At 61.9% G+C, this 23995-nt stretch carries 20 protein-coding genes and 1 pseudogene; 13 read left to right on the top strand and 8 right to left on the bottom strand.

The window, feature by feature from the left end:
* Positions 1-3 precede the first annotated feature (3 nt).
* The 3 genes from AC0L2K_RS31765 (at position 4) to AC0L2K_RS31755 (ending at position 3900) form a co-directional block, all read left to right on the top strand.
* Positions 4-924, top strand: a complete 921-nt coding sequence (locus tag AC0L2K_RS31765; RefSeq protein WP_128248297.1) for a DMT family transporter — start codon at positions 4-6, stop codon at positions 922-924.
* 11 nt (positions 925-935) lie between these two features.
* Positions 936-1727 carry an ATP12 family chaperone protein gene (locus AC0L2K_RS31760; RefSeq protein WP_473533260.1) on the top strand — a complete coding sequence of 264 codons (792 nt, stop codon included), beginning with the start codon at positions 936-938 and terminating at the stop codon, positions 1725-1727.
* A 286-nt stretch (positions 1728-2013) separates the two neighbouring features.
* Positions 2014-3900: an MFS transporter gene (locus tag AC0L2K_RS31755; RefSeq protein WP_473533259.1), complete on the top strand. Its 1887-nt coding sequence runs from the start codon at positions 2014-2016 to the stop codon at positions 3898-3900.
* A 92-nt stretch (positions 3901-3992) separates the two neighbouring features.
* Here AC0L2K_RS31755 and AC0L2K_RS31750 read toward each other — a convergent pair whose 3' ends face one another.
* Positions 3993-4187: a DUF2735 domain-containing protein gene (locus AC0L2K_RS31750; RefSeq protein WP_473533258.1), complete on the bottom strand. Its 195-nt coding sequence runs from the start codon at positions 4185-4187 to the stop codon at positions 3993-3995.
* Positions 4188-4504: 317 nt separating this feature from the next.
* Between AC0L2K_RS31750 and AC0L2K_RS31745 the strand changes: the two genes are divergently transcribed.
* Positions 4505-5545, top strand: a complete 1041-nt coding sequence (locus tag AC0L2K_RS31745; RefSeq protein ID WP_473533257.1) for a glutamine synthetase beta-grasp domain-containing protein — start codon at positions 4505-4507, stop codon at positions 5543-5545.
* A 164-nt stretch (positions 5546-5709) separates the two neighbouring features.
* Here AC0L2K_RS31745 and glnA read toward each other — a convergent pair whose 3' ends face one another.
* A complete protein-coding gene (gene glnA / locus AC0L2K_RS31740) occupies positions 5710-7119 on the bottom strand; it encodes a type I glutamate--ammonia ligase (protein ID WP_023799265.1) in 1410 nt (469 codons plus the stop codon).
* A gap of 54 nt (positions 7120-7173) precedes the next feature.
* Complete coding sequence (locus AC0L2K_RS31735) at positions 7174-7512, bottom strand: P-II family nitrogen regulator (protein WP_006205430.1); 339 nt, start codon at positions 7510-7512, stop codon at positions 7174-7176.
* Between the two features lie 436 nt (positions 7513-7948).
* Between AC0L2K_RS31735 and AC0L2K_RS31730 the strand changes: the two genes are divergently transcribed.
* Both AC0L2K_RS31730 and AC0L2K_RS31725 read left to right on the top strand, forming a co-directional pair.
* Positions 7949-9481 carry an NAD(P)H-hydrate dehydratase gene (locus tag AC0L2K_RS31730; protein ID WP_473533256.1) on the top strand — a complete coding sequence of 511 codons (1533 nt, stop codon included), beginning with the start codon at positions 7949-7951 and terminating at the stop codon, positions 9479-9481.
* Positions 9478-11481 (top strand): hypothetical protein, encoded by a 2004-nt coding sequence (locus AC0L2K_RS31725; protein ID WP_473533255.1) that lies wholly within the window; start codon positions 9478-9480, stop codon positions 11479-11481. The genes AC0L2K_RS31730 and AC0L2K_RS31725 overlap by 4 nt, the downstream gene beginning before the upstream one ends.
* 35 nt (positions 11482-11516) lie before the next feature.
* Here AC0L2K_RS31725 and AC0L2K_RS31720 read toward each other — a convergent pair whose 3' ends face one another.
* The gene (locus AC0L2K_RS31720; protein ID WP_027154021.1) at positions 11517-13049 is read right to left on the bottom strand and encodes an acyl-CoA carboxylase subunit beta; all 1533 of its coding nucleotides are present in this window, start codon (positions 13047-13049) and stop codon (positions 11517-11519) included.
* A gap of 748 nt (positions 13050-13797) precedes the next feature.
* On the opposite strand from AC0L2K_RS31720, the gene AC0L2K_RS31715 reads away from it, so the two are divergent.
* Positions 13798-15219, top strand: coding sequence for a DEAD/DEAH box helicase (locus AC0L2K_RS31715; protein WP_473533254.1), 1422 nt, complete (start codon positions 13798-13800; stop codon positions 15217-15219).
* A gap of 101 nt (positions 15220-15320) precedes the next feature.
* Here the strand turns inward: AC0L2K_RS31715 and AC0L2K_RS31710 are convergent, their stop codons facing one another.
* Both AC0L2K_RS31710 and AC0L2K_RS31705 read right to left on the bottom strand, forming a co-directional pair.
* Positions 15321-16295, bottom strand: coding sequence for an alpha/beta hydrolase (locus AC0L2K_RS31710; protein ID WP_023799260.1), 975 nt, complete (start codon positions 16293-16295; stop codon positions 15321-15323).
* A gap of 95 nt (positions 16296-16390) precedes the next feature.
* Positions 16391-17212: an SDR family oxidoreductase gene (locus AC0L2K_RS31705; protein ID WP_473533253.1), complete on the bottom strand. Its 822-nt coding sequence runs from the start codon at positions 17210-17212 to the stop codon at positions 16391-16393.
* A gap of 214 nt (positions 17213-17426) precedes the next feature.
* On the opposite strand from AC0L2K_RS31705, the gene AC0L2K_RS31700 reads away from it, so the two are divergent.
* From AC0L2K_RS31700 to AC0L2K_RS31675, 6 genes are all read left to right on the top strand, one after another.
* Positions 17427-18461 (top strand): cysteine synthase A, encoded by a 1035-nt coding sequence (locus AC0L2K_RS31700; protein WP_473533252.1) that lies wholly within the window; start codon positions 17427-17429, stop codon positions 18459-18461.
* Complete coding sequence (locus AC0L2K_RS31695; RefSeq protein WP_077377797.1) at positions 18461-19204, top strand: alanyl-tRNA editing protein; 744 nt, start codon at positions 18461-18463, stop codon at positions 19202-19204. The genes AC0L2K_RS31700 and AC0L2K_RS31695 overlap by 1 nt, the downstream gene beginning before the upstream one ends.
* Before the next feature lie 51 nt (positions 19205-19255).
* On the top strand, positions 19256-20107 hold the full coding sequence (sseA, locus tag AC0L2K_RS31690; protein WP_023799256.1) for a 3-mercaptopyruvate sulfurtransferase: 852 nt from the start codon (positions 19256-19258) through the stop codon (positions 20105-20107).
* Between the two features lie 5 nt (positions 20108-20112).
* Positions 20113-20676: a GNAT family N-acetyltransferase gene (locus tag AC0L2K_RS31685; protein WP_023799255.1), complete on the top strand. Its 564-nt coding sequence runs from the start codon at positions 20113-20115 to the stop codon at positions 20674-20676.
* A gap of 112 nt (positions 20677-20788) precedes the next feature.
* Entirely contained in the window at positions 20789-21595 is an 807-nt protein-coding gene (gene dapB / locus AC0L2K_RS31680) for a 4-hydroxy-tetrahydrodipicolinate reductase (protein WP_473533251.1), read from the top strand.
* A 77-nt stretch (positions 21596-21672) separates the two neighbouring features.
* Positions 21673-22140: a DUF1203 domain-containing protein gene (locus AC0L2K_RS31675; protein ID WP_023799253.1), complete on the top strand. Its 468-nt coding sequence runs from the start codon at positions 21673-21675 to the stop codon at positions 22138-22140.
* Positions 22141-22361: 221 nt separating this feature from the next.
* Here the strand turns inward: AC0L2K_RS31675 and AC0L2K_RS31670 are convergent, their stop codons facing one another.
* Positions 22362-23663, bottom strand: coding sequence for an outer membrane protein (locus AC0L2K_RS31670; RefSeq protein WP_473533250.1), 1302 nt, complete (start codon positions 23661-23663; stop codon positions 22362-22364).
* 197 nt (positions 23664-23860) lie between these two features.
* Positions 23861-23995 (bottom strand): annotated as a pseudogene (locus AC0L2K_RS31665) (alanine dehydrogenase); the annotation flags it as partial.

Below are 23995 nucleotides of genomic sequence, written 5' to 3'. Positions count from 1 at the left end.
CCAATGGGCATGGCCACAGATACGCTCGACCGTCGCGACAGGGTCGACATGGCCGCCGCCGCCATCATGGTCGGGCTGACCTTTTCCTGGGGGCTGAACTACGTCGCCGCCAAGATCTCCTATGCCGGCTACGATCCCGTTTTCCTGTCGATCGCACGGTCGGTCATCGGCGGGCTGTGCGTTCTCGTCTGGTGCCGCTGGCGCGGCATTGCGCTTTTTACCCGCGACGGAACCCTTGTCGCCGGCATTCTGGCAGGCGCGCTTTTTGGTCTCGAGTTCCTGTTTCTCTATGTCGGGCTCGAACAGACGACCGTCGCGCGCAACACCTTGCTGGTCAACACCATGCCGTTCTGGGTGCTGGTCGGCGGGCATTTCCTGCTCAACGAACGCATCACCGCGCGCCGGCTCGTCGGCCTTCTGCTCGCTTTCGCCGGATTGGTCGCGGTGTTCTCCGAGCAGTTGAGCGCCGATAACGGTGCGACCCTGATTGGTGATCTGCTCAGTCTCGGCGCCGGCATTCTGTGGGCTTTGACCTACATCGTCATCAAGCGCACGAAACTGGCGGAAACGAGCGCCGAGAAGTTGCTGCTCTACCAACTGGCCGGCGCTGCGATGGTCGGCGCCTTGGTGCTGCCTTTCGCCGGGCCGCCCGTCCGCGACTTCGCCGCTTTGCCGACCTTGGCCTTGCTTTTCCAGGCGGTCTACATCGTCGCCTTCACCTATGTGCTCTGGTTCTGGTTGCTGCGGCGCTATCCGGCATCGGGCCTGTCGAGCTTCACCTTTCTTTCGCCGGTGTTCGGCGTTCTGTGCGGCGCCATCTTCTTGAACGAGCCTCTGACCATCCGTATTTTCCTGGCACTCGGCCTCATCGCAGCCGGTCTGATCATTGTGAATCGGCCGGCCCGAAAACAGATCCCCGGATGAAAGGCTCCGGCATGCGCGATATTCTCAACGACCTCGAAGCGGGAAAGCAGCTTTCCGATCCGGATCCGGTACGCCGTGCCCAGATCCAGATGAAGACGCATCTGCCGAAACGCTTCTACAAAACCGTCTTGGTCGCACCGGCCGAAGCTGGTTTTGCGGTTCATCTCGATGGCAAGCCGGTCCGTACGCCGGGCAGAGCGCTTCTGATCCTGCCGACCGAAAAAGCCGCCGCTCTGGTCGCCGGCGAGTTCGCCGCGCAAGGCGAGACGATCGACCCGATGACGATGCCGGTCATGCGTCTGGTCAACACGGCCATCGACGGCGTCGCCAGCGACCCGCAGGCGGTTTTGGAAGACATCCTGCGCTTTGCCTCGTCCGACCTGCTCTGCTATCGCGCCGACGCCCCGCAGGGGCTGGTCGACCGGCAGAACGAATATTGGGACCCCGTCATCGATTGGGCGCGGAGCGCGCTCGGCGCCCGGTTTCACCTCGCCGAAGGGGTGATCCATGTCGAGCAGCCGCGCGAGAGTTTCGCGGTGCTCGGCGTTCATCTTGCCCAGCGTGCCGACCCGCTCCGGCTTGCCGCCATCCACGTCATGACGTCGCTGACGGGATCGGCACTGCTGGCGCTGGCCGTCGATTTCGGCGAGATCGACGGCGAGGCAGCCTGGGCCGCCGGCCATGTCGACGAGGACTGGCAGGCCGAGCACTGGGGCCATGACGCGGAAGCCGTCGCCCGCCGTGCCCACCGCAAGCGCGACATGATGGCCGCCGTCGGTCTCCTCACGGCGCTCAAGGGCTGACGGCAATCGCCGCCCTCATTCGTTTCGCCTTGCCCTATTAGAGCGACGTGCGTTCCAGTTGGACGTGCAAAATACGCCCTAACACTTTGAATCTATGCATCGTGCTTTCCGAACATCGATTCCGATGTTCGGGCCGATGCATTGGACCAAAGTCATAATCCCAAAGACGGGCTGCCTCTGGGCGGCGCTTTCTGTCACTTCTCGCGGCGATAGCTGCCCGAGTTCGTGTCCAGAGGCGACACCGCGCAGCATCAAGCACAGCGAGATGTCACGGGAGGACGAATTCATGGCAATGGCAGCGACCGCCGGCAGAGCAAGCCGCGGAATGACACGGGAAGAGAAGAAAGTCATCTTCGCTTCCTCGCTCGGCACCGTTTTCGAATGGTACGATTTCTATCTCTACGGCGCATTGGCGGCAGCGATCGGCTCGACATTCTTCAACTCGTATCCGGAAGCGACGCGCAACATCTTTACGCTGCTGGTTTTCGCCGCTGGCTTCCTCGTGCGCCCGTTCGGCGCGCTTGTGTTTGGCCGCATCGGTGATCTCGTAGGTCGCAAATACACCTTTCTCGTCACCATCATGATCATGGGCCTGTCGACCTTCCTGGTCGGCCTGCTGCCTGGTTCGGCAAGCTGGGGCATTGCAGCGCCTATTATCCTGATTGCGCTGCGCATGCTGCAGGGCCTGGCGCTCGGTGGTGAATATGGCGGTGCGGCGACCTATGTGGCCGAGCATGCGCCCGACGACCGTCGCGGCTTCTACACATCGTGGATCCAGACGACGGCGACACTTGGCCTGTTCCTGTCGCTGGTCGTCATCCTTATCGTGCAAAATTCGCTGAGCAAGGAGGATTTCGAGGCCTGGGGCTGGCGCGTTCCATTCCTGCTCTCAGCCATTCTGCTCGGCATATCGGTCTGGATTCGCCTGTCGCTTGCCGAATCGCCGACCTTCCAGCGGATGAAGGACGAGGGCAAGGGCTCCAAGGCGCCGCTTACGGAAGCCTTCGGACAGTGGAAGAATGCCAAGATCGCCATTTTGGCGCTTTTCGGCCTTACTGCCGGCCAGGCCGTGGTTTGGTACAACGGCCAATTCTACGCGCTGTTTTTCCTGCAGAACGTGCTCAAGGTCGACGGCCAGTCGGTCAACATCATGATCGCCATCGCGCTGGCGCTCGGCACTATCTTCTTCGTCGTGTTCGGCTGGCTCTCCGACAAGATCGGCCGCAAGCCGATCATCATGGCGGGCCTGGCGCTGGCGATCGTCACCACCTTCCCGCTGTTCAAGGCGCTGACCTGGGCAGCCAATCCGGCGCTCGCCACCGCACAGCAAAACACCCGTGCCACGATTACCGCTGCGCCTGGCGACTGCAAGTTCCAGTTCAATCCGACCGGAACGCGCAAGCCTCTGACATCGTGCGATATTGCGACGGACTTCCTTGCCAAGAGCTCGGTGCCCTATGACATTGTCACGACAGCGGCACCGGGGACCGCGGCCAGTGTCAAGATCGGCACCGCAACGGTGGCGTCCTATGATGCCGTGGCAGCCGCAGACAAGGCGACTTCAAGCGACGCCGCGTTCAAGAAGGCAATCAACATTGCATTGCGGGACGGCGGCTATCCGCTGAAGCGTGCTGCGGCCAAGGTCGCCGACCAGAAGCTTGACGCCTTCGTAGCGGCCAATCCGGAACTGAAGCTCGACGCCGCCGCAATCCGCGCCGGCGACAAGACGACGGTTGCGACCGACCGGGCGGTCAAGGACAAGCTGCTGACGGCCGATGAGGCAGCGGCGGTGCCCGAGATCACCGTCTACAGCGTCCCGGCGGCAGGCGCCTTTGCGATGTTTGCCGACCCTGAACAGGTCAACTGGGCAAAGGTCATCGGCGTCCTGTTCATCCTGGTCATTTACGTGACCATGGTCTACGGACCGATCGCCGCGATCCTGGTAGAAATGTTCCCGACCCGCATCCGCTATACCGGCATGTCGTTGCCCTATCACATCGGCAATGGCTGGTTCGGCGGCCTGCTGCCGGCGACGGTGTTCGCGCTCAGCGCCTACAGCGGCGATATCTATTACGGCCTCTGGTATCCGGTGGTGATCGCGGCGATGTCGCTGATCATCGGTACGATCTTTGTCAGGGATACGCTGGGAACGGACTTGCACGCCAAGACCTGATCCTCGCCTGACAGCAAAAATGAAAAGCCCGGCGCGAGCGATCGCGCCGGGCTTTGCTTTGCAATTCGTCAAAAGCGATGCGGAGGAATGGTTTAGCTGTCCCGGTCCTGTTTTTCTTCGTCGATGGCCGCTTCGTGATACCAGCCACTTCCGAAATCCGTACGGTTGCGCAATGAAGCAAGTTCTGCCGCGAACTTAGCCTTTCCGCTTAAATTTGAGGCAGAAGCGCGCGCTGCCACCGGGAACATCAGGATTTTGGCCGACTGACGGGTAGGAGTGATTTCCATTGTCGGTCTCCCTTCTTGTGCAGAGCCTTGCCGATTCAATCTTTCCCGAGGATAGGTTCTGCAATCCAGTTAGGCAATATGATTATAAAAAGATCAGTATCTGCCTGCTATTTATGCAGACCATGCTTGTGATTGATCCGGACGCATTGCGATTACGCGGCAGCGGATTTGTCGGCATGCGGCGTCAGTTTTGTCGCATCCTTGGCCGGCGAGAATGGCACACGAATTGCTTTGTAATAATCCGGCAGGTCGGCTGCAGGGTGGCTGGCATGCCGGCGCCGTCCAAGGTTCGGTGATCAAAGCAACGAGAGGCTAGAATGACGAAATACAAGCTCGAGTACATTTGGCTCGATGGATACACCCCGGTTCCCAACCTTCGTGGAAAGACGCAGATCAAGGAATATGCCGAATTCCCGACGCTCGACCAGCTTCCGCTGTGGGGGTTCGACGGTTCCTCGACCATGCAGGCCGAAGGCCACTCGTCCGACTGCGTGCTGAAGCCGGTCGCCATCTATCCCGATCCCGCGCGCAGCAATGGCGTGCTCGTCATGTGCGAAGTCATGATGCCGGACGGCGTGACGCCGCATGCATCCAACAAGCGCGCCACCATCCTCGACGACGAGGGCGCCTGGTTCGGCTTCGAGCAGGAGTATTTCTTCTACAAGGACGGCCGCCCGCTCGGCTTCCCCGAGAGCGGCTACCCCGCGCCGCAAGGCCCGTACTACACCGGCGTCGGCTACAGCAACGTCGGCAGCGTCGCCAGGCAGATCGTCGAGGAGCATCTCGACCTCTGCCTTGCCGCCGGCATCAACCATGAAGGCATCAACGCCGAGGTGGCCAAGGGCCAGTGGGAATTCCAGATTTTTGGCAAGGGCTCCAAGAAGGCCGCCGACCAGATGTGGATGGCCCGCTACCTGATGCAGCGCCTCACCGAGAAATACGGCATCGATATCGAATACCACTGCAAGCCGCTCGGCGACACAGACTGGAATGGTTCCGGCATGCACGCCAACTTCTCAACCGCTTATATGCGCGAAGTCGGCGGCAAGAACTATTTCGAGGCGCTGATGGCCGCCTTCGACAAGAACCTGATGGATCACATCGCCGTCTACGGGCCGGACAACGACAAGCGTCTGACCGGCAAGCATGAGACCGCGCCATGGAACAGGTTCAGCTATGGCATCGCCGATCGCGGCGCCTCGATCCGCGTGCCGCATTCCTTCATCAACAATGGCTACAAGGGCTATCTCGAGGATCGCCGCCCGAACTCGCAGGGCGACCCCTACCAGATCGCTTCCCAGATCCTGAAGACGATTGCCTCCGTCCCGACCAGCGCCGAGGTTTCGGCCGCCGCTTGAGCGCTCATCACGGCGCAGACTTTTCTGTCTGCGCCGTGACTGTTCTCCGTCGCGTCGGCCATTTGCCAGGGCGACAACACCAACTGCTGGATTGAGTGTTCGCCATCCCAAACAAAAAACCCGCCGGATCGCTCCGCCGGGGTTTTTCTTGATCCCTCGTCCAATCACACCGAATAATACATGTCGTACTCGACCGGATGCGGGGTCATTTCGAAGCGCATCACTTCGGCCATCTTGAGCTCGATGTAGCTGTCGATCTGGTCGTCGTCGAAGACGCCGCCGGCCTTCAGGAAGCCGCGGTCCTTGTCGAGGCTCTGCAGCGCTTCGCGCAGCGAACCACAGACGGTCGGGATCTTCTTCAGTTCCTTCGGCGGCAGGTCGTAGAGATCCTTGTCCATCGGCTGTCCCGGGTGGATCTTGTTCTTGATGCCGTCGAGCCCGGCCATCAGCATGGCGGCAAAGGCGAGGTAGGGGTTGGCGCCCGGATCGGGGAAGCGGACCTCGACACGCTTGGACTTCGGCGACGAGCCGAATGGAATGCGGCAGGAGGCAGAGCGGTTGCGGGCCGAATAGGCGAGCAGCACCGGCGCTTCATAGCCGGGCACCAGGCGCTTATAGGAGTTTGTCAGCGGATTGGTGAAGGCGTTGATGGCCTTGGCATGCTTGATGATGCCGCCGATGTAGAACAGGCAGCTCTCCGAGAGGCCGGCATATTCATTGCCGGCGAAGGTCGGCTTGCCGCCCTTCCAGATCGACTGGTGGACGTGCATGCCCGAGCCGTTGTCGCCGAAGACCGGCTTCGGCATGAAGGTGGCCGTCTTGCCGTAGGCGTTGGCGACCTGGTGCACGACATACTTGTAGATCAGCATCTTGTCGGCGTTGCGGACCAGCGTGTCGAACTTGATGCCGAGCTCGTGCTGGGCAGCGGCCACTTCGTGGTGGTGCTTTTCGACACGCACGCCCATTTCGGCGAGCACGGTCAGCATTTCGGAGCGCATGTCCTGCGCCGAGTCGATCGGCGGCACCGGGAAATAGCCGCCCTTGATGCGCGGGCGGTGGCCGAGATTGCCGGTCTCGTAGTCGGTGTCGTCGTTGGACGGCAATTCGGTGGAGTCGAGCTTGAAGCCAGTGTTGTACGGATCGGCCTTGTACTTGACGTCGTCGAACACGAAGAACTCGGCTTCCGGGCCGACGAAGATCTGATCGCCGATGCCTTCCGCCTTCATATAGGCTTCAGCCTTCTTGGCGGTGCCGCGCGGGTCGCGATTGTAGGATTCTCCGGAGATCGGATCGAGGATATCGCACAGGATGACCATGGTCGACTGCGCGAAGAACGGGTCCATATGCACCGTCTCGGTGTCGGGCATCAGCACCATGTCGGACTCGTTGATCGCCTTCCAGCCGGCGATGGAGGACCCGTCGAACATGACGCCGTCGGCAAACATGTCTTCCTCGACCTCAACGACATCCATCGTCACGTGCTGCAGCTTGCCCTTCGGATCTGTGAAGCGCAGGTCAACGAATTTCACGTCGTTGTCCTTGATCTGCTTCATGATGTCTTTGGCTGTCGTCATGTCATGTTTCCCTGTCTGATGACGTTTCGAGGAGATGATCTGAAATCAGAATCCTCAGACCGCGTCCATCCCTGTTTCGCCGGTGCGGATGCGCACGACTTCCTCGATGTTGGAGACGAAGATCTTGCCGTCGCCGATGCGGCCGGTCTGGGCCGCCTTGCGAATGGCTTCGATCGCGCCTTCGACCGCGTCGTCGCCGAGCACGACCTCGATCTTCACCTTGGGCAGAAAATCCACGACATATTCAGCGCCGCGATAGAGTTCGGTATGGCCCTTCTGCCGGCCAAAACCCTTGGCCTCCGTTACGGTGATGCCCTGCAGCCCGGCCTCCTGAAGCGCTTCCTTCACTTCGTCTAGCTTGAACGGCTTGATGATCGCTTCGATCTTTTTCATGTAAAAAGTGGCCTCCACTGTCAAAAAAGACGGGTTGTGAGCCCCGCTTGCGCCTCTTTCAAGCACGAACCGTGCCAATTTGAGGGGATTCGAAGCGGTATCACGCGATTTCGATGCCATGCCGCGTTGAGGGCTAAATTCGCGTCATTCGCTGCATTGGCTGCGTCATGGATACTGGGAACCTACACATTGTCGACGCTACCGTCCGCACAATAATTGGGCAGATAGAGCATTTCGCGGGCAATTGTGCTTCGAGGACGCCATTGTCCCTAACGATGTGCTTACAGATCGTGCCATTTCATCGCCGTTGCTTCGAACCGAAAACTGGACAATGTTTGACCACAGGGATCGGGGTTTGACCACAGGGATCGGGGTTTGACCACAAGGATCGGGGTTTGACCACAGGATCGGCTTGAGCCAATGCGGATCGGCATCCATGAGCAATGAAATTCTGTCTCCGGCCGAAATGGCTGAGGCCGACCGGCTGACGATTTCCGCCGGACCATTCGACGGCATTGTCCTGATGCGCAATGCAGGTGGCGCAGTCGCTGCGGTGGTGCTCGCCCATTTTCCGGCTGCCAGGCGCGTCCACGTGCTGTGCGGACCTGGCAACAATGGCGGCGATGGCTATGTCGTCGCCCGCATTCTAAGGGACAGCGCCGTCGACGTGTTGCTGTGGGCATCCGGCTCGCCCAAAGCCGGCAGCGACGCGGCGCTCGCCGCGTCGGAATGCCGGGTCAGTCCACGGCCGCTGTCGGAATTTGCTGCCGATAAAGGTTCGATCCTGGTCGATGCGCTTTATGGGGCGGGGCTGTCCAAGCCGCTGTCCGGTGATGCCGCCAGGGCGGTCGAGGTTGCGACAGAACTGAACCTGCCTGTCGTCGCGGTCGATCTGCCCTCAGGCGTGTCAGGCGACAGTGGCCAGATTCTCGGCCAGGCATTCCGCGCCCAATTCACGGTAACATTCGCGCGAAAAAAGCCCGGCCATCTGCTGTTGCCGGGGCGCGGGATGTGCGGCAAGCTGGTGCTTGCCGATATCGGCATTAGCGACGATATCGTTGCTCAGCTTGAACCGCTCACCTTCGAGAACATCCCGCCGATTTGGCTCGAAAATTTCCCGGTCCCAGCCGTCGACGCGCATAAATACAGGCGCGGCCATGTCGGCGTCTTTTCCGGCGGGCCATCGGCGACGGGTGCCGCACGGCTGTCGGCGCTTGCCGCGGCCAGAAGCGGGGCAGGGGCGGTGACCGTGCTGTCGCCGGCGAATGCCGTGCAGGTGAATGCCGCGCATCTGACTTCGATCATGCTGAAAAAGGCCGACAGCATCGCGGACGTGCAGGAATTCATCGAGGGCCGCCGGCCATCGGCATTTGTCCTCGGACCCGGATTTGGCGTTGGCGAGAAAACACGCGATTTTGCCCTTGGCGTACTGGCCACCGGGGGGCGGCAAGACGGCAAGGTCGACGGGCTGGTGCTCGATGCCGATGGCATCACTTCGTTTCGCGATACGCCCGACGTTCTGTTCGAAGCCGCCCGTCGTCTGAACGCGCCAGCGCTGGTGCTGACGCCGCATGAGGGCGAATTCGCCAGGCTGTTTGCGGACATCGCCGCAGACAAGACCCTGTCCAAGCTGGCCAAGGCGCGCACTGCCGCCGCGCGCGCCGGCGCCATCGTCGTCTACAAGGGCGCGGACACGGTGATCGCGGCGCCCGATGGCAGGGCGGCGATCAACGGCAACGGCGCGCCATGGCTGGCCACCGCCGGTTCGGGCGACGTGCTGTCGGGCATCATCGCCGGCCTCCTGGCACAAGGCATGCCGGCTTTCGAAGCCGCCTGCGCGGCGGTCTGGATTCATGCTGAGGCCGGCAGCCGTTTCGGACCTGGGCTGATCGCTGAAGACTTGCCGCTGGCGCTGGTGCCGGTGCTGCGCGAGCTTGCCGAAAATCGCAACAGGATAACCGCTGAATGAACCGTCGGCTCGCCCTGATCGCCGTGATTCTCGCCAATTTTTTCTTGGCCAGCCTGGCGCGCGCCGAAGGTCCGGTGATGATCGTCGACGATCCGGCCGTGCTGGCCGCTCTCGACGCCAGGGGTTTTGATTTCGCCGGCATTTTCGATGTCGACGGCAAGGGCGACCTGAAGACGCTCTACGACCGGGCGCCGGCCTATCATCGGATCATCGAAACGATTGCCGGCGATGTCGCCGCGCTGCGCGCCGAGATGAGGGCTGGCGGGCGGTCGCTCTACGAAGTCACCGACGGCAATGTCGGCCGCATCATCGACATGCGCTGGCTGAAGACCGACGCCGCGCGCTTTCGGCTGGTCGGTGTCGTCAACCGGCTCGATCGGCGTGATTTCGCCGAAATAGGAGGCGATGGGGGCTGCGGCGAGGTCCGTTTCATCTACCGCCTTGCCTACAGCTTCAAGAAAAACGGCAAGGTTCTGGCCTCGCGCTTGCCGTTCAATTTCAATGCCATCTATAGCGCCGCGCCGGACGCCGATGGCGGCTGCGTCGGCGTTGCCGGACGCTGGACGCCGCCGCTCGATGAGACCGTCGATATCGGCTGGCTCATCGGCGGGCCGCTTGAAAGGGCCGGGCTGAGCTTCAAGCAGCTCGAGCTCAACGCCCAGATTGTGCGCTTTCCCTCCGGCCAGGAGACCGAATTTGGCGGCCAGGCTGCCTACCTCATGCGGATTTTTGGCGTCGGTGGAGAGACGGTCAGCGAAAAGCCGCTGGAAAACACGCCCGACTTGGCGCGGCTTGCCGACGACGCCGCGCTGAAAGCAAAACTTTCCGACTATATCAGCGCCAATGTCGCGGCGGTCGATCTCGGCGTCTACGAAATCCCCAATGAATTCCTGGCGAAGAAAGTCGTCTCATGGTCGACTTTCGGCAGCGCAAGGCAGGCCAATCACCCGTTCACGCCGCTGTTCCAGCCCGCGGATTTTTCCGGGCTGGACTATTCCGCGCTGAAGCTGCTGCGCACGCCGGAAGCGCTGGTCGAGCGGCTCGACAATGGCGCCTGCCAGGGTTGTCATCAGGCTGGTTCGACCGCCGGTTTCCATTTCATCGGCCTCGACGACAAGACGACATCGCCGCTGAACCGCATCGAGGTCGGCATCTCGCCGCATCTTCATGCCGAGATGCCGCGGCGCGAAGCCTGGCTGCGTGCGACCGCCGACGGCAAGGAGCCGAACCGCCTCCGCCCGCTGTCCTTCGCGCCACCGGCCGCATGGAAAGACGCGGGCGAGGTCGCTTATGCACCGGCCGAGATGGCGATGCCGTGTTTGAAACCGGAGGATGCGGCCCGCTTCGGCGCGACCTGGCAATGCGGCGGCGGCACCGTCTGCACGGCGCTGGCGACGGCATCGGGGGTGCGGACGAAACTGGCGCAATGCCTGCTGCCCAAAGACAGCGAAAAGATGTTCTCCGGCCATCCATGCCTGACCGGCTCGATCGCCAGCAACGGCACGCAGCCTTTCAATGACCGCTACAGCATTACCGGCCAGTTCGCGGCCTTCGCCACCGACATTTCGCCCACCGCCTACACCTGCCGGCCGCCGAAGATCGGTGTGCCGGCCGGCATCGCCTATCGCGGATGCAATGACAAGGACCGTGCCTTTGCCGGCTTCAAGCCGGGCAAGCCGATGCCGAACGAGATCTGCGGGCTGGTCGGCGGCAAAAAATTCGACATCTGCGTGGCGACCAATAATTTCGACCAGTGCTTGGGCGGCGCCGTCAATCGCGGCAACCGGCCGGCTTGCTCGGCCGGTCATTTCTGCCGCGAAGATTACATGTGCCAATCGCTGCCGCCCGACACGCCTGGTATCGGCAAGGTGAAAGGTGTCGGCTTCTGCTCGCCGACCTATTTTATCTTCCAGATGCGCATCGACAATCATGCCACGCCGTGGTCGGGCGCCGTCCGCGCGACGATGGGCGCAGGGTTCGGCGCCGCGGAAGCGGAGTGAGCTTTTGCTGTGGTCGCTTTCGCGACATCACTGCCTCACAACGGAATGTTGTCGTGCTTCTTCCAGGGGTTTTGCATGTCCTTGTTGCGCAGCATGCGCAGCGCACGCGCAATGCGGCGGCGGGTCGAATGCGGCATGATCACCTCGTCGACATAGCCGCGCTCGGCGGCGACGAAGGGCGACAGGAAGCGATCCTCGTAAGCCTTTGTATGTGCTGCGATCTTCTCAGCATCGCCGATGTCCTTGCGATAGATGATCTCGACCGCGCCCCTGGCGCCCATCACTGCGATCTGCGCCGTCGGCCAGGCATAGTTCATGTCGCCGCGCAGATGCTTCGACGCCATCACGTCATAAGCGCCGCCATAGGCTTTTCGGGTGATCACGGTGATCTTCGGGACGGTCGCTTCGGCATAGGCGAACAAGAGCTTGGCGCCGTGCTTGATCAGCCCGCCATATTCCTGCGCGGTGCCGGGCAGGAACCCTGGAACGTCGACGAAGGTGACGATCGGAATCGAAAAACAGTCGCAGAAGCGTACGAACCGCGCCGCTTTGCGGCTGGCGTCCGAATCGAGCACGCCGGCCAGCACCATCGGCTGGTTGGCGACGAAGCCGACCGTGCGCCCTTCGACGCGCCCGAAGCCGGTTACGATGTTTTTTGCAAAATCCTGCTGGATCTCGAAGAAGTCACCCTCATCGGCAACTTTAAGGATCAACTCCTTGATGTCGTAAGGTTTGTTGGCATTGTCGGGGATCAGTCGGTCGAGCGACAGATCATGATCGGTGACCGACTGATAACATTCGATCTCGGGGATTTCAGCCGTGTTGGAGGCAGGCAGCAGATCGACCAGCCGGCGCATCTGCAGCAGCGCCTCGACGTCATTGTCGTAAGCGCCATCGGCGATCGACGACTTCGTCGTGTGAACCAAGGCGCCGCCGAGGCTCTCGGCGGTTACCGTCTCGTTGGTGACGGTCTTCACCACGTCCGGGCCGGTGACGAACATGTAGGAGGTGCCGCGCACCATGAAGATGAAGTCGGTCATCGCCGGCGAATAGACGTCGCCGCCGGCGCAAGGGCCCATGATCACTGAAATCTGCGGGATGACGCCGGAGGCGAGCACATTGCGCTGGAATATCTCGGCATAGCCGCCAAGTGCTGCCACGCCTTCCTGGATGCGGGCGCCGCCGGCGTCGTAGAGGCCGATGATCGGCGCGCGGTTGCGCAGCGCCATCTCCTGCACCTTGACCACCTTTTCGGCGTGGGCCTCGGACAGCGAGCCGCCGAACACGGTAAAATCCTTGGCGAAAACATAGACCGGCCGGCCGTTGACGGTACCCCAGCCGGTGACGACGCCGTCGCCGGCGATCTTGGTTTTCTCCATGCCGAAATCGGTCGAGCGATGCTCGACATACATGTCGAACTCCTCGAACGAGCCTTCGTCGAGAAAGACGTCGATGCGTTCGCGCGCGGTGAGTTTGCCCTTCTTGTGCTGAGCGTCGATACGGGCCTTGCCGCCGCCCATGCGCGCCATGGCGCGGCGGCGCTCGAGTTCCTTCAGCACGTCCTTCATCGCTCGGTCCCCAAAACGGAAAGCTGATTTGTGGTAATCGTGGCGGTAAGCGAGCGCAAGCGCCGCTTTTCGGCCTGCTTTGTTTTCGCAACGCTGGCGTGCTTTCGCCGCCGATCTCGATACGCTGGCGGGCATAGCTGGCCGTCTGTTAGGTGCGGCTTACCAACCGCTCTCGCTTTCCATGCTCCCCCGTTTCGCTCGCTGGGGCAGCGCCCGCCGCAAACGGGCCGATGTCAGTGCAAACGTTTGAGATTAGCCGAAGCATTCCTCCACTTCGTCATCCTAGCTAGGATGACGAAGGCGTGGATAGAATTTGGCCAATCGCCTGCGTATCGGATGAAAGACATTCAAATAGAGTTCTGTTCGTCCAGCATGGGGCGAGGGAATGGCCGGGAGAAGTTTGAGCAGACCTTCACGGCTGCTCGTCGTGGCTGTTTTTGCTGCGCTGCAACATGACGGCCCTTGCATTTCGCGGCGAACTGGGCCATATGCTGCGGCATAGGCGCTTGGGCCGGGACCTATCCGGCCTTCTCGACGAATGAGACTGGTTGCGTCTGTTTTCCCTCTTTCCGGCATATCGGCAAGGCGGCGAAGAAGCCCCGTGGCATGATGCCTGCGGGCACGACAGCGCAGCCGTGCGGACGATAACGTCCGCCCGCCTTGTCGTTTCATGACAGTTTTTCGACGGCAGGTTGCGCCCTGCCGCCATTGATGTTTGCGGCCAGGAGCCGCGTGAAAGAAGAATATTTTGATCAACGAAAACACTTTGACCGGTAACGACAATCTGACCGGTAAGGACACTGGCGAGCTTTCGGGTTTCGCAGCACTTGGAATTACGGGCGCGCTGCTCAAGGCCACCCATGGCGCAGGCTTCACCGATCCGAAGCCGATCCAGGCCCAGGCGATCCCGCCGCAGCTGGAAGGCCGTGACATTTTCGGCATCGCCCAGACTGGTTCAGGCAAGACCGCGGCGTTCGCGCTGCCGATCCTTTCGAAGATCATCGCGCTCGGCACCAAGCGCCGGCCGAAGACCGCTCGTGCGCTGATCCTGGCGCCGACGCGTGAGCTCGCCGTGCAGATCGAAGAGATGATCAAGCTGCTCGCCAAGGGCGCGCATGTCTCGACAGCACTCGTGCTTGGCGGCGTCTCGCGCTTCAGCCAGGTGAAGAAGATCGCTCCCGGCGTCGACATTTTGATTGCCACGCCCGGCCGGCTGACCGATCTGGTGCGTGAGGGCGACCTCGTGCTTGCCGACACCAAATGGCTGGTGCTCGATGAAGGCGACCGCATGCTCGACATGGGCTTCATCAACGACGTCAAGCGCATCGCCAGGGCGACCGCGCCGGACCGTCAGACGGTGCTGTTCTCGGCGACCATGCCGGCCGAAATCGCCGAGCTGGCGAAAGGCCTGCTGAAGAACCCGATCCGCGTCGAAGTGGCGCCGCACAGCACTGCGGCGGCCGAGATCGTACAGGGCGTCGTCTTTGCCCGCACCAAGCAGAAGCGCCAGGTTCTGGCGACGATGCTCGCCGACCAGGCGATGAAGTCCGTCATCATCTTTTCGCGCACCAAGCATGGCGCCGACAGGGTGACCAAGGATCTCGAGCGCGATGGCTTCAAGGCCGCCGTCATCCACGGCAACAAGTCGCAGAACGCCCGTCAGAAGGCGCTGAACGATTTCCGCGAGGGTTCGGTGCGCATTCTTGTTGCGACCGATATCGCGGCGCGCGGCATCGACGTGCCCGGCATCAGCCATGTGGTGAATTTCGACCTGCCGGACGAGGCAGAGAGCTATGTCCACCGCATCGGCCGCACCGGCCGTAACGGCATGGACGGCATCGCCATCACGCTTTGCGACCCGTCCGAGAACAGCAAGCTGCGCCAGGTCGAGCGCATCATCCGCACCAAGCTGCCGATCGTTGCCGATCATCTCGGCAGTCCCGACCCGCAGCGCAATCCTGCCGAAAAGAACGAGCGCAGCTTCGAGCCGGCCAACGACCGCAGCGGTCGTCGCGACGGCAGGCGGCCGGGCGGCCACAACAACGGCAACAAGCGCTTCGGCGACAAGCCGGCCTTCGCCGGCGAGCGCAAGCCGGAAGGCGCCAAGGCGTTCAAGGGCAACAACAAGCGTCGTTTCGGCGGCAAGCGGCCAGCAGCGCGGGCTGCGTAACCAGATAGTGCATCCGGCCCGCGCCGGTCGGCTCGGCCCGGCTGCTCACAATTGAAAAAGGCGATCGGAGCGATGCTTCGGTCGCCTTTTTCGCCTGAGACCTACTTCACCACCGCCTGTACCCACACGACAATGCGCTGCGCCAGGAAAGCTGTGGTTGCTGGCGACAGCGCGTCTCCGGCAATGACATGATTGTCCCGATCGCCGGTATCGTCGACCGGCACCAGTTCGTGCGCCGCGCCCCAGCGCCCGGCGATGTCGCGGGTGCGGTCCGGCCGCACGATCTTGTCCGAATCGGAAAAGATGAACAGGGCAGGGATGGTCGCCTTCTCCACCGGCGCGCCATTGGCCAGCTCGGTCAGCGCCACCATCGGCAGCGTCGCCGCGATCGGATAGCGCCAGGTCCAGAATTTCTCGTGCAGCGCATTGCGCGGCACGAAGCTGCGCTCCTTGCCGGCGACCAGCTCGGCGATCTCTCGGCCCCACGGCATGGTCAGAAGTTCGGCGCCGGAAGCCTTGACGCCGAAATTCGGCGAGATGAATGCTATGGCCGCCACCCCGTCCGATGCGCCCGGCTGCGTCGCAGCCCAGGCTGCCAGCGAGCCGCCGGTCGAGGTGGCGATGACGATCACCTTGTCGCCGATCGCTCGGCCGATGGCGAGCGCTTCCTCATAATCGTTGATCCAGGCGTTGACGCTGCCGTCCGCCATCGCGGCACCGCCCTGTCCGTGACCGGTGAGACGGGTGTAGTAAAGATTGGCGTCGAGCCCTTCGGCCACCTCGTCGGGAAGCGGACGAACCTCGCCCTTCGACGCCGAAAAGCCGTGGATATAGACGATCGACAGCGGCGTCCTGGCGTGAACCATCGGATTGACCCAGATGATTTCCTTTTCCAGCCCGTCGTGGATATCAGGTACGGCCGCCTCCTTGCGTGCCAGGTAGGCTTGCGGGTCATCGCCGATCACGGAAGGATCGAAGCGGATCGTGATGTCGGCTGGGGCGCGCGGGCCGAAGACGTAGGCAAGGACGAGAATGACGGCGAGACCCAATACCGCAAGCACGATCCGTCGCCCCATCGCAGACTCCATGCAATTAATCTCAACCTATGGCCACGATGGCAAACAGGCAACGACGTCCCGCCGGCGGCGGGAGCGCCAACTTGATGGCCGGTCTATTCGCTCGGCGGCTTGCGGTCGAAATTCAGCGGACGCGCCTTCCAGCGGGTCGCGGTGCTGATGACCCATCGGCAGAACGGTCTCGGCAGGATTCTGAACAGCTTCAGGCCCCAGCACAAGCGCCACGGGAAGGTGACTTCGAAGCCGCCGGATTTGATGCCGCGCGCCATGCGGCGCGAGGCGCGATTGACGGGCATCAGCCGGGGCATCGGCAGCAAATTCTTCTCGGTCAGCGGGGTGTCGACGAAGCCCGGGTTTATCACCTGGATGCGGACGTTCATCTTGTCGAAATCGTACTTCAGCGACTCGGCGAGGATATTGATCGCCGCCTTGGTGCCGCCATAGGCGGCCGTGGTCGGCCAGCCGAAATAGGCAGTGACCGAACCGACCAGGACGATATGGCCGCGCGCGCGGACGCGCATGCGCTCGATGACCGGCACCAGGCCATTGATGATGCCGAAATAATTGACATCGAAGGACTGGCGAAATCCACGGGCAGTGAGGTCTTCGCCGACGGTCGCAATATAGCTCCCGGCATTGAACACGGCCAAGACGATCGGGCCGAGATCCTTCTCGATCGCCGCGACCGTCCTTGCCATGCGTTCTTCGTCGGTGACGTCGCAAGGATAGGCCGTGACGTGGCCCGGCATCTGCGCCGTCTCGACAACAAGCGTGTCGATCGGATCGTCGTCGAGCGCCGTCACCGCGACGACATAGCCTTGCGCCGCAAGGTCCTTGGCCAGTGAACGGCCGATGCCGCTGCTGCCGCCGGTAATCCAGGCGACGCCGTGCTTCGGGTCGGCCCGATAGAGTGTCATGCTATGCCCTGCGACTTTTTCTTAGCCTGTGCTCTAGCGGTGAAGAAATCGGATGAAAAGAGCGCTTTTCAATGGTGAGCTTCAATGATTGGCTCAACGCAACATCTGTTTTAGGAAATTGCAGCCCGGAAATGCCGCTGGATCAGGCAAATTCTTGCCTTGAAACCCAAGCTTCGGGTTTCTAGGGTTCGGCCGCAAGCATAAAGGAATCTCCATGCCCCGTTCTGTGATCGAAGCGATCGGCAATACGCCTCTGATCCGCCTCAACAAAGCCTCGGAAGAAACCGGCTGCGAGATCCTGGGCAAGGCCGAATTCATGAATCCGGGCCAGTCGGTCAAGGACCGTGCCGCGCTGTTCATCATCCGCGACGCCGAGCAGCGCGGACTTTTGAGGCCGGGCGGGGTGATTGTCGAGGGGACGGCCGGCAACACCGGCATCGGATTGACGCTGGTTGCCAAGGCGCTTGGCTACCGCACCGTAATCGTCATCCCGGAGACGCAAAGCCAGGAGAAGAAGGACACGATCAGATTGCTCGGCGCCGAGCTGATCGAGGTGCCTGCCGTTCCCTACAAGAACCCCAACAATTATGTGAAACTGTCGGGCCGTCTGGCCGAGCAGATGGCCCGGTCCGAGCCGAGCGGCGCGATCTGGGCCAATCAGTTCGACAACGTCGCCAACCGTGATGGCCATACCCGCACCACGGCGGAAGAAATCTGGGCCCAGACCGGCGGCAAGGTCGATGGTTTCGTCTCGGCGGTCGGCTCCGGCGGAACACTGGCAGGGGTCGCCTTCGGGCTCAAGGCCAGGAGCAAGGACGTCAAGATCGCGCTCGCCGATCCGCTCGGTGCGGCGCTCTACAGTTTCTACACCAGCGGCGAGCTGAAATCCGAAGGCAGCTCGATCACCGAAGGCATCGGGCAGGGGCGGGTCACCGCCAATCTGGAAGGGTTCACGCCGGATTTCTCCTTCCAGATTCCGGACGAGGATGCACTGCCGATCGTCTTCGACCTGATCCAGGAGGAAGGCCTGTGCGTCGGCGGCTCGACCGGCATCAACATTGCCGGCGCGATCCGGCTGGCACGTGAGATGGGTCCCGGCCATACCATCGTGACCGTGCTTTGCGACTACGGCACGCGCTATCAGTCGAAATTGTTCAACCCGGAATTCCTGCGTCAGAAGCAGCTGCCGGTGCCGGGCTGGATGGAACAGCGGAGCACAATCTCGGTGCCGTTCGAAAAGGTTGCGTGATGGCTTACAGGACGGATGCCCTGTTTCGCGACGACGCCTATCTCAGGACGGCTGATGCCGTGGTTGTCGCCGTCAACGACCGTGGCGGCATCATTCTGGACCGGACGATCTTCTATGCCACGTCGGGCGGGCAGCCTGGCGATACGGGCACCCTCGAACGCGCCGACGGCAGCCTGATCGCTGTTGCCGCCACCATCACCGGTGAGACCAAGGATGACATCATCCATGTGCCGCCGCCTGAGCAGGCGGTGCCTGAGGTCGGTGAGCCGGTAAAGCTTGCCCTCGATTGGCAGAGGCGGCATCTTCTGATGCGCATGCACACAGCCTGCCACTTGCTTACCGTCGTCTGCCCGTTCCCGATCACCGGTGCCTCGGTTTCCGAGGACGACAGCCGTATCGATTTCGATATTCCGGATGCCGGCTTCACCAGGGAAGATGTGACGGCCCGGCTGATGGAATTGGTGCGGGCCGACCACCCGGTCTTTGTCAGGCTGATCACCGACGAGGAGTTGGCGGCCAATCCGGGACTGGTGAAATCGAAGAATGTTCGGCCGCCGGTCGGCACGGGCAAGATCCGCTTGGTCTGCATTGGCGAGAACGCCTCGATCGACAGCCAGCCTTGCGGCGGCACTCATGTGAAGAGCACTGGAGAAGTCGGCGAGATACATATCGGCAAGATCGAGAAGAAGGGTCGCGAGAACCGGCGCTTCCGAATACGCTTTGGACCAATGCCGCCGGCCTGATAAACAGCCGGCCTGATAAACAGATTGTCGAAGGCGGGCAGGAGAAGAACAATGGCCGAAGACAGCCCTTTCACCGTCGATGCGGACTGGTTGCAGAAGCGCCTCGGCGAGCCTGGCCTGACCATCGTCGACGCGTCCTGGTATTTGCCGGCGCAGAAACGCGACGCGCGCGCCGAATATGACGCAGCGCACATTCCGGGCGCCCGTTTCCTGGATCACGATGCGATCTCGGATCCTGATTCCCCACTGCCGCACACGCTGCCGTCGCCGCAGCATTTCGCCCAGTATGTCGGCGCCATGGGCATTTCGGCCGACGACACCATCGTTGTCTATGACGGCCCGGGCTTCTTCTCGGCGCCGCGCGCCTGGTGGATGTTCCGTGTCATGGGGGTGTTCCAGGTCTACATATTGGACGGCGGCTTCGATCGCTGGAAAGCGGCTGGACGGCCGGTGACGGCGGAGCCGACGAAGATCGCGCCTTGCGTGTTCCATGCCGACTTCGATGCCGCTCGCGTCGCCAGCCTGGCCGACATGCGCCGGATCGTCGAGACCGGAGAAAGCCAGATCGCCGATGCGCGTTCGCCTGGCCGGTTTGCCGGTACCGAGCCGGAGCCTCGCGCCGGCGTCCGCTCGGGCCATATGCCCGGCGCGCGCAATGCGCCGTTTTCGGCGCTTGCCGAGGATGGCGAGTTGCTGTCGAAAGACCGGTTGCGCAAGGTGATCGAGGACGCCGGCATCGACCTGTCAAAGCCGGTCGTCACCTCTTGCGGCTCAGGCGTTACGGCGGCGGCGATCACGCTGGCGCTCGAGACGCTAGGCCACACCGACAACAGGCTCTACGACGGTTCATGGACCGAATGGGGTGGGCTTGGCGATACGCCCGTCGTGACGGGCAAGGACTGACTGTGATGGAAAACGGCGCGCTTGACGACATCGAGGTCACGGTGACGTTTCTCGAAATGCATGCGCCGCCGGCCTATTCGCCGCCGCTGCCGTACAACCGCCAGATCGCATTGCTAAAAACCAAGGACATTCCGCTGCATTTCTACCGCTATTTGATGGATCGGGTGGGCCGCAAATGGCACTGGGTCAATGTGCTGAGGCTGAGCGACGAGGAGCTTTCTGCCGGGATCCATCGCGAGGACCGCGATATCAGGGTGCTGTATCTCGACGGTTCGCCGGCCGGCTTTTTCGACCTGAAGCCACATCTGCCGGGAGAAGTGGAACTGGCCTATTTCGGCATGATGGAGCACGCCACCGGCCAAGGCATCGGCCGCTGGTTCCTGGGTGCGGCGATCGACGCCGCCTGGTCGCACGGACCAAGGCGGGTGACGGTGCAGACCTGCACGCTCGACCATCCGGCGGCATTGCCGCTCTATCAGAAGCTCGGCTTTGAACCGGTCGCGCAAAAGAAGGAGATGGTGCATCCAATGACCTTCGCCGAACGTGCGGCCAGCGTCATGCGGCCATGATTTTCTCCGCAGACTGAATTTCATCGATGCTTCAGCCCGGAGGCAAACTGTTGGAGCGTTCGCCACGCATCCAAGGGAACGCGTGGCGCTTGAAATGGCGATGGGAGGATCAATGACGATTCGGGTGGTGATGGCCGGTGCGACCGGCTGGGTCGGCAAGGCACTGGTTCCGGCGATCGGGGCGCAAGGCGACATGGCGCTGGCCGGTGCCGTGTCACGCAGCGGCGCTGGGCAGGATTCAGGCCTGCTGGTCGGCCTGTCGGCAAACGGCATCATCGTTGCCGCCTCGCTGGCCGAGGCAATGGAGGTGCCCTCGGACGTGCTGGTCGACTACACCAAACCGCATGTCGTGAAGGACCATGCGCTGCTGGCCATCGAAAACGGACGGCACGTGGTGATCGGCACCTCGGGGCTGGGTGCGGCCGATTTCGGCGAGATCGATGCTGCAGCCCGCGCCAATCGTGTCGGCGTCATTGCCGCCGGCAATTTTTCGATCACCGCCACGCTGATGAAGCGGTTTGCCCTGATGGCGGCGAAATACGTGCCGGATGTCGAGGTCATCGACTATGCCAGCGCCAAAAAGCCCGACGCGCCGTCCGGCACGGCGCGCGAGCTTGCCGAAGCGCTGGCCGATGTCTGCAAGGCTTCGACCGCGCGGCCGGTCTCGGAGGTCTCCGGTGTGCCGGGAACGCGCGGTGCGGCGGTTGGCACGGGCGAGGGGGTGCAGGTGCATGCGCTTCGCCTGCCTTCCTATATCCTGTCCTGCGAAGCGCTGTTCGGCCTGCCCGACGAGCGGCTGACCATCCGCCACGACGCCGGCTCGTCCGCTGCCCCTTATGTGGCCGGGACGCTGCTCGCCATCCGGCGGGTACAGGAGATCACAGGGCTGGTGCGCGGTCTCGACGCGCTGATGGACTGATCCAGATTGGCAGGAATCGGGTGGGAAGCGCTGGCGCAGCGACGTAATTTCCGGTCGATGACACCGGAGATTTCACCATGACCATCCAGTTCAAGGCCTTGCCCACGGAAGGCGTCAGAGCTTTGCAGCGCGGCGGGCCGGACGCCTATGGCCTGATCCCAGAGCGGAAAATATCCGACGGTGACGGCGTGCCTTGCCGCCACTGCCTGAAGAACGTCGCCGCTGGAGAAGCCTACCTTGTCCTGGCTTATCGGCCATTCCCGCAATTGCAGCCTTATGCCGAGACCGGCCCGATCTTCCTCCATGCCGAGCCTTGCGAGCGCGCTGCCGAGGCCGAGGCGCTTCCCGAAATTCTCGAAGGCAGCGACTACATCGTGCGCGGTTACGGCAGCGACGATCGCATCGTCTACGGCAGCGGCGGCGTCATCCCAACGGCCGCTATTGCGGCACGGGCCGAGAGTTTGTTCGAGCGCGACGACATCGCCTATGTGCATGTTCGCTCGGCACGCAACAACTGCTATCAGTGCCGGATCGAGCGCGCGTGACCGGATCGGTCGCAGCTGTCGTACGCCTGTCGCAATGTCGCGTTATGGAATGATTGTCGATCGATTTGCCGACCGCGGATGAACCGGCGGGAGATCTCGATATCAGAGGAAGCGGGGCTTTGGCTCCGCTTTTTTGCTGCCTGCATTATATTTCTTTACCCAAAGAAAAAGCCCGCCGGAATGACCGACGGGCTTTGACTGTTGTCTGGACGGCTCGAAAATTAGTTGAACTTGTACTTCGCACCAATGCGGACGGTATGGAACGAAGGCGTCGAGGTGAGAGTGTCGTCCGGCAGCCCAAGTTCCGACGAGAAATCCTCCTCGGAGAACTGCGAATAGCGGTACTCGAGGCCGACGGTCACGTTGCTGGACATGGCCGTTTCCAGACCACCACCCACCGAGAAGCCGCTGGAGTCCCAATCGAGGATATCGCCGATCGGCGAAGACGCGTTCAGATCGAAGTGCTGCCAACTGTAACCACCGAGCACGTAGGCGAGGGTTGATTCGTTGACTTTCATACCGACGCGGGCAAGCACATCGAAGCCGTAATCGGTATCCAGATTGATCGATCCGCCTGGAAGTTCCAACTCGGAAGTCATGCCGGAGTAGCGGGCATCCACCATGACACCTGCGACCCAGCTGCCGAAATCATGGTCATAGCCGACGTTCAATTCGCCGAACACACCTTCGCCGCCGAGCCCGTTGAACTCGAGCCCGCCAAGCGGCGGGACCTCGATCTGATGCACCGACGCACCCGCGCCGGCGGCGCCGCCGACGTAGAAGCCGGTCCAGTTGTAGGCAGGCGCTTCAAAAGCGGCCACGCCGCCATTCTGGGCGCCAAAGCGATAGTTGGCCCCAACCTGGAACGTATGCCGCGACGTGTCGAGATTGAGGGTGCCATCCGGCGCACCGAGATCGGAAAGCAGATCATCATTGGTGCCGAAGCGGGTATAGCGATATTCTGTCTTGATGGTCCAGTTGCTGTTGATGGCCGTTTCAACCCCGGCTCCGACGAAGTAGCCGCTCTGGTCCCAATCCAGGACAAAACCAGCGTTGGTGTCGAGTTCGTATTTCTGCCACGAATAGCCGCCGAGCACGTAGCCCAAAGTGTTCGGCGTGAAGAGGTAACCAGCCCGCAGACCAGCGTCGAAGCCGTAGGTCTCTTGGACCGAAGCCTCTAGTCCAGCTACATCGAGCGTGGTTTCAATGTTGCCGATATGGGCGTCCAAGAGTCCGCCGATCAGGAAGCGCGGCGACACCATATAGTCGTATCCAACGGTCAATTCACCGTATACGCCTTCACCACCAATGCCGTTCAACGAGAAGCCGGGAAGGAAATCGCTGCTGAGCTCGTGGACATTGGCGCCGGCGCCGACGCCAAAGCCGACATAAATGCCACTCCAGTTGAAGGCCGACGTTTCGACCACCGGCACAAGCGCGTCGGCAGCCTGAGAAGCCGATCCGAGCGCCAGTACGGAAACCGCGCCAAGAAGAAGAGATTTTGCGAATCGTTTGTTGATCATTGCCCCTGCCTTTTGAAAACCCGGCACCCGTCTAGCACCTGCCCATGCCGGCGGATGTAACAAAAAAGCCACAACAATGACACATTACAAGCATGACGGGAAAAACCGGTCAGCCTAGCGCAATTCGTGAAATTTACTTGTGGAAAAGGCCGCCGGGGGCGTCGGCGGCCCTATCGGGAGAGGATCGAGCGGCAGGCTCAGGCGGTGAGAACGGCCTTCGGCTCGACCAACTCATAGCCGAGTGATTCGGCCACCGCGCGGTTGGTGATCTTGCCCTTGTGGACATTGAGGCCGTTGCGCAAATGATGATCGTCGACCAGCGCCTTCAGGCC

This window comes from Mesorhizobium sp. WSM4817 (assembly GCF_055811135.1).
This window is presented reverse-complemented; position numbering and strand designations above follow the sequence as displayed.

What these genes read in the sequence shown, in the direction of transcription:
- AC0L2K_RS31765 (WP_128248297.1), top strand. Translation starts at nt 4, where the DNA reads ATGGGCATGGCCACAGATACGCTCGACCGTCGCGACAGGGTCGACATG.
- AC0L2K_RS31760 (WP_473533260.1), top strand. Translation starts at nt 936, where the DNA reads ATGCGCGATATTCTCAACGACCTCGAAGCGGGAAAGCAGCTTTCCGAT.
- AC0L2K_RS31755 (WP_473533259.1), top strand. Translation starts at nt 2,014, where the DNA reads ATGGCAATGGCAGCGACCGCCGGCAGAGCAAGCCGCGGAATGACACGG.
- AC0L2K_RS31750 (WP_473533258.1), bottom strand. Translation starts at nt 4,187, where the DNA reads ATGGAAATCACTCCTACCCGTCAGTCGGCCAAAATCCTGATGTTCCCG.
- AC0L2K_RS31745 (WP_473533257.1), top strand. Translation starts at nt 4,505, where the DNA reads ATGACGAAATACAAGCTCGAGTACATTTGGCTCGATGGATACACCCCG.
- glnA (WP_023799265.1), bottom strand. Translation starts at nt 7,119, where the DNA reads ATGACGACAGCCAAAGACATCATGAAGCAGATCAAGGACAACGACGTG.
- AC0L2K_RS31735 (WP_006205430.1), bottom strand. Translation starts at nt 7,512, where the DNA reads ATGAAAAAGATCGAAGCGATCATCAAGCCGTTCAAGCTAGACGAAGTG.
- AC0L2K_RS31730 (WP_473533256.1), top strand. Translation starts at nt 7,949, where the DNA reads ATGAGCAATGAAATTCTGTCTCCGGCCGAAATGGCTGAGGCCGACCGG.
- AC0L2K_RS31725 (WP_473533255.1), top strand. Translation starts at nt 9,478, where the DNA reads ATGAACCGTCGGCTCGCCCTGATCGCCGTGATTCTCGCCAATTTTTTC.
- AC0L2K_RS31720 (WP_027154021.1), bottom strand. Translation starts at nt 13,049, where the DNA reads ATGAAGGACGTGCTGAAGGAACTCGAGCGCCGCCGCGCCATGGCGCGC.
- AC0L2K_RS31710 (WP_023799260.1), bottom strand. Translation starts at nt 16,295, where the DNA reads ATGGGGCGACGGATCGTGCTTGCGGTATTGGGTCTCGCCGTCATTCTC.
- AC0L2K_RS31705 (WP_473533253.1), bottom strand. Translation starts at nt 17,212, where the DNA reads ATGACACTCTATCGGGCCGACCCGAAGCACGGCGTCGCCTGGATTACC.
- AC0L2K_RS31700 (WP_473533252.1), top strand. Translation starts at nt 17,427, where the DNA reads ATGCCCCGTTCTGTGATCGAAGCGATCGGCAATACGCCTCTGATCCGC.
- AC0L2K_RS31695 (WP_077377797.1), top strand. Translation starts at nt 18,461, where the DNA reads ATGGCTTACAGGACGGATGCCCTGTTTCGCGACGACGCCTATCTCAGG.
- sseA (WP_023799256.1), top strand. Translation starts at nt 19,256, where the DNA reads ATGGCCGAAGACAGCCCTTTCACCGTCGATGCGGACTGGTTGCAGAAG.
- AC0L2K_RS31685 (WP_023799255.1), top strand. Translation starts at nt 20,113, where the DNA reads ATGGAAAACGGCGCGCTTGACGACATCGAGGTCACGGTGACGTTTCTC.
- dapB (WP_473533251.1), top strand. Translation starts at nt 20,789, where the DNA reads ATGACGATTCGGGTGGTGATGGCCGGTGCGACCGGCTGGGTCGGCAAG.
- AC0L2K_RS31675 (WP_023799253.1), top strand. Translation starts at nt 21,673, where the DNA reads ATGACCATCCAGTTCAAGGCCTTGCCCACGGAAGGCGTCAGAGCTTTG.
- AC0L2K_RS31670 (WP_473533250.1), bottom strand. Translation starts at nt 23,663, where the DNA reads ATGATCAACAAACGATTCGCAAAATCTCTTCTTCTTGGCGCGGTTTCC.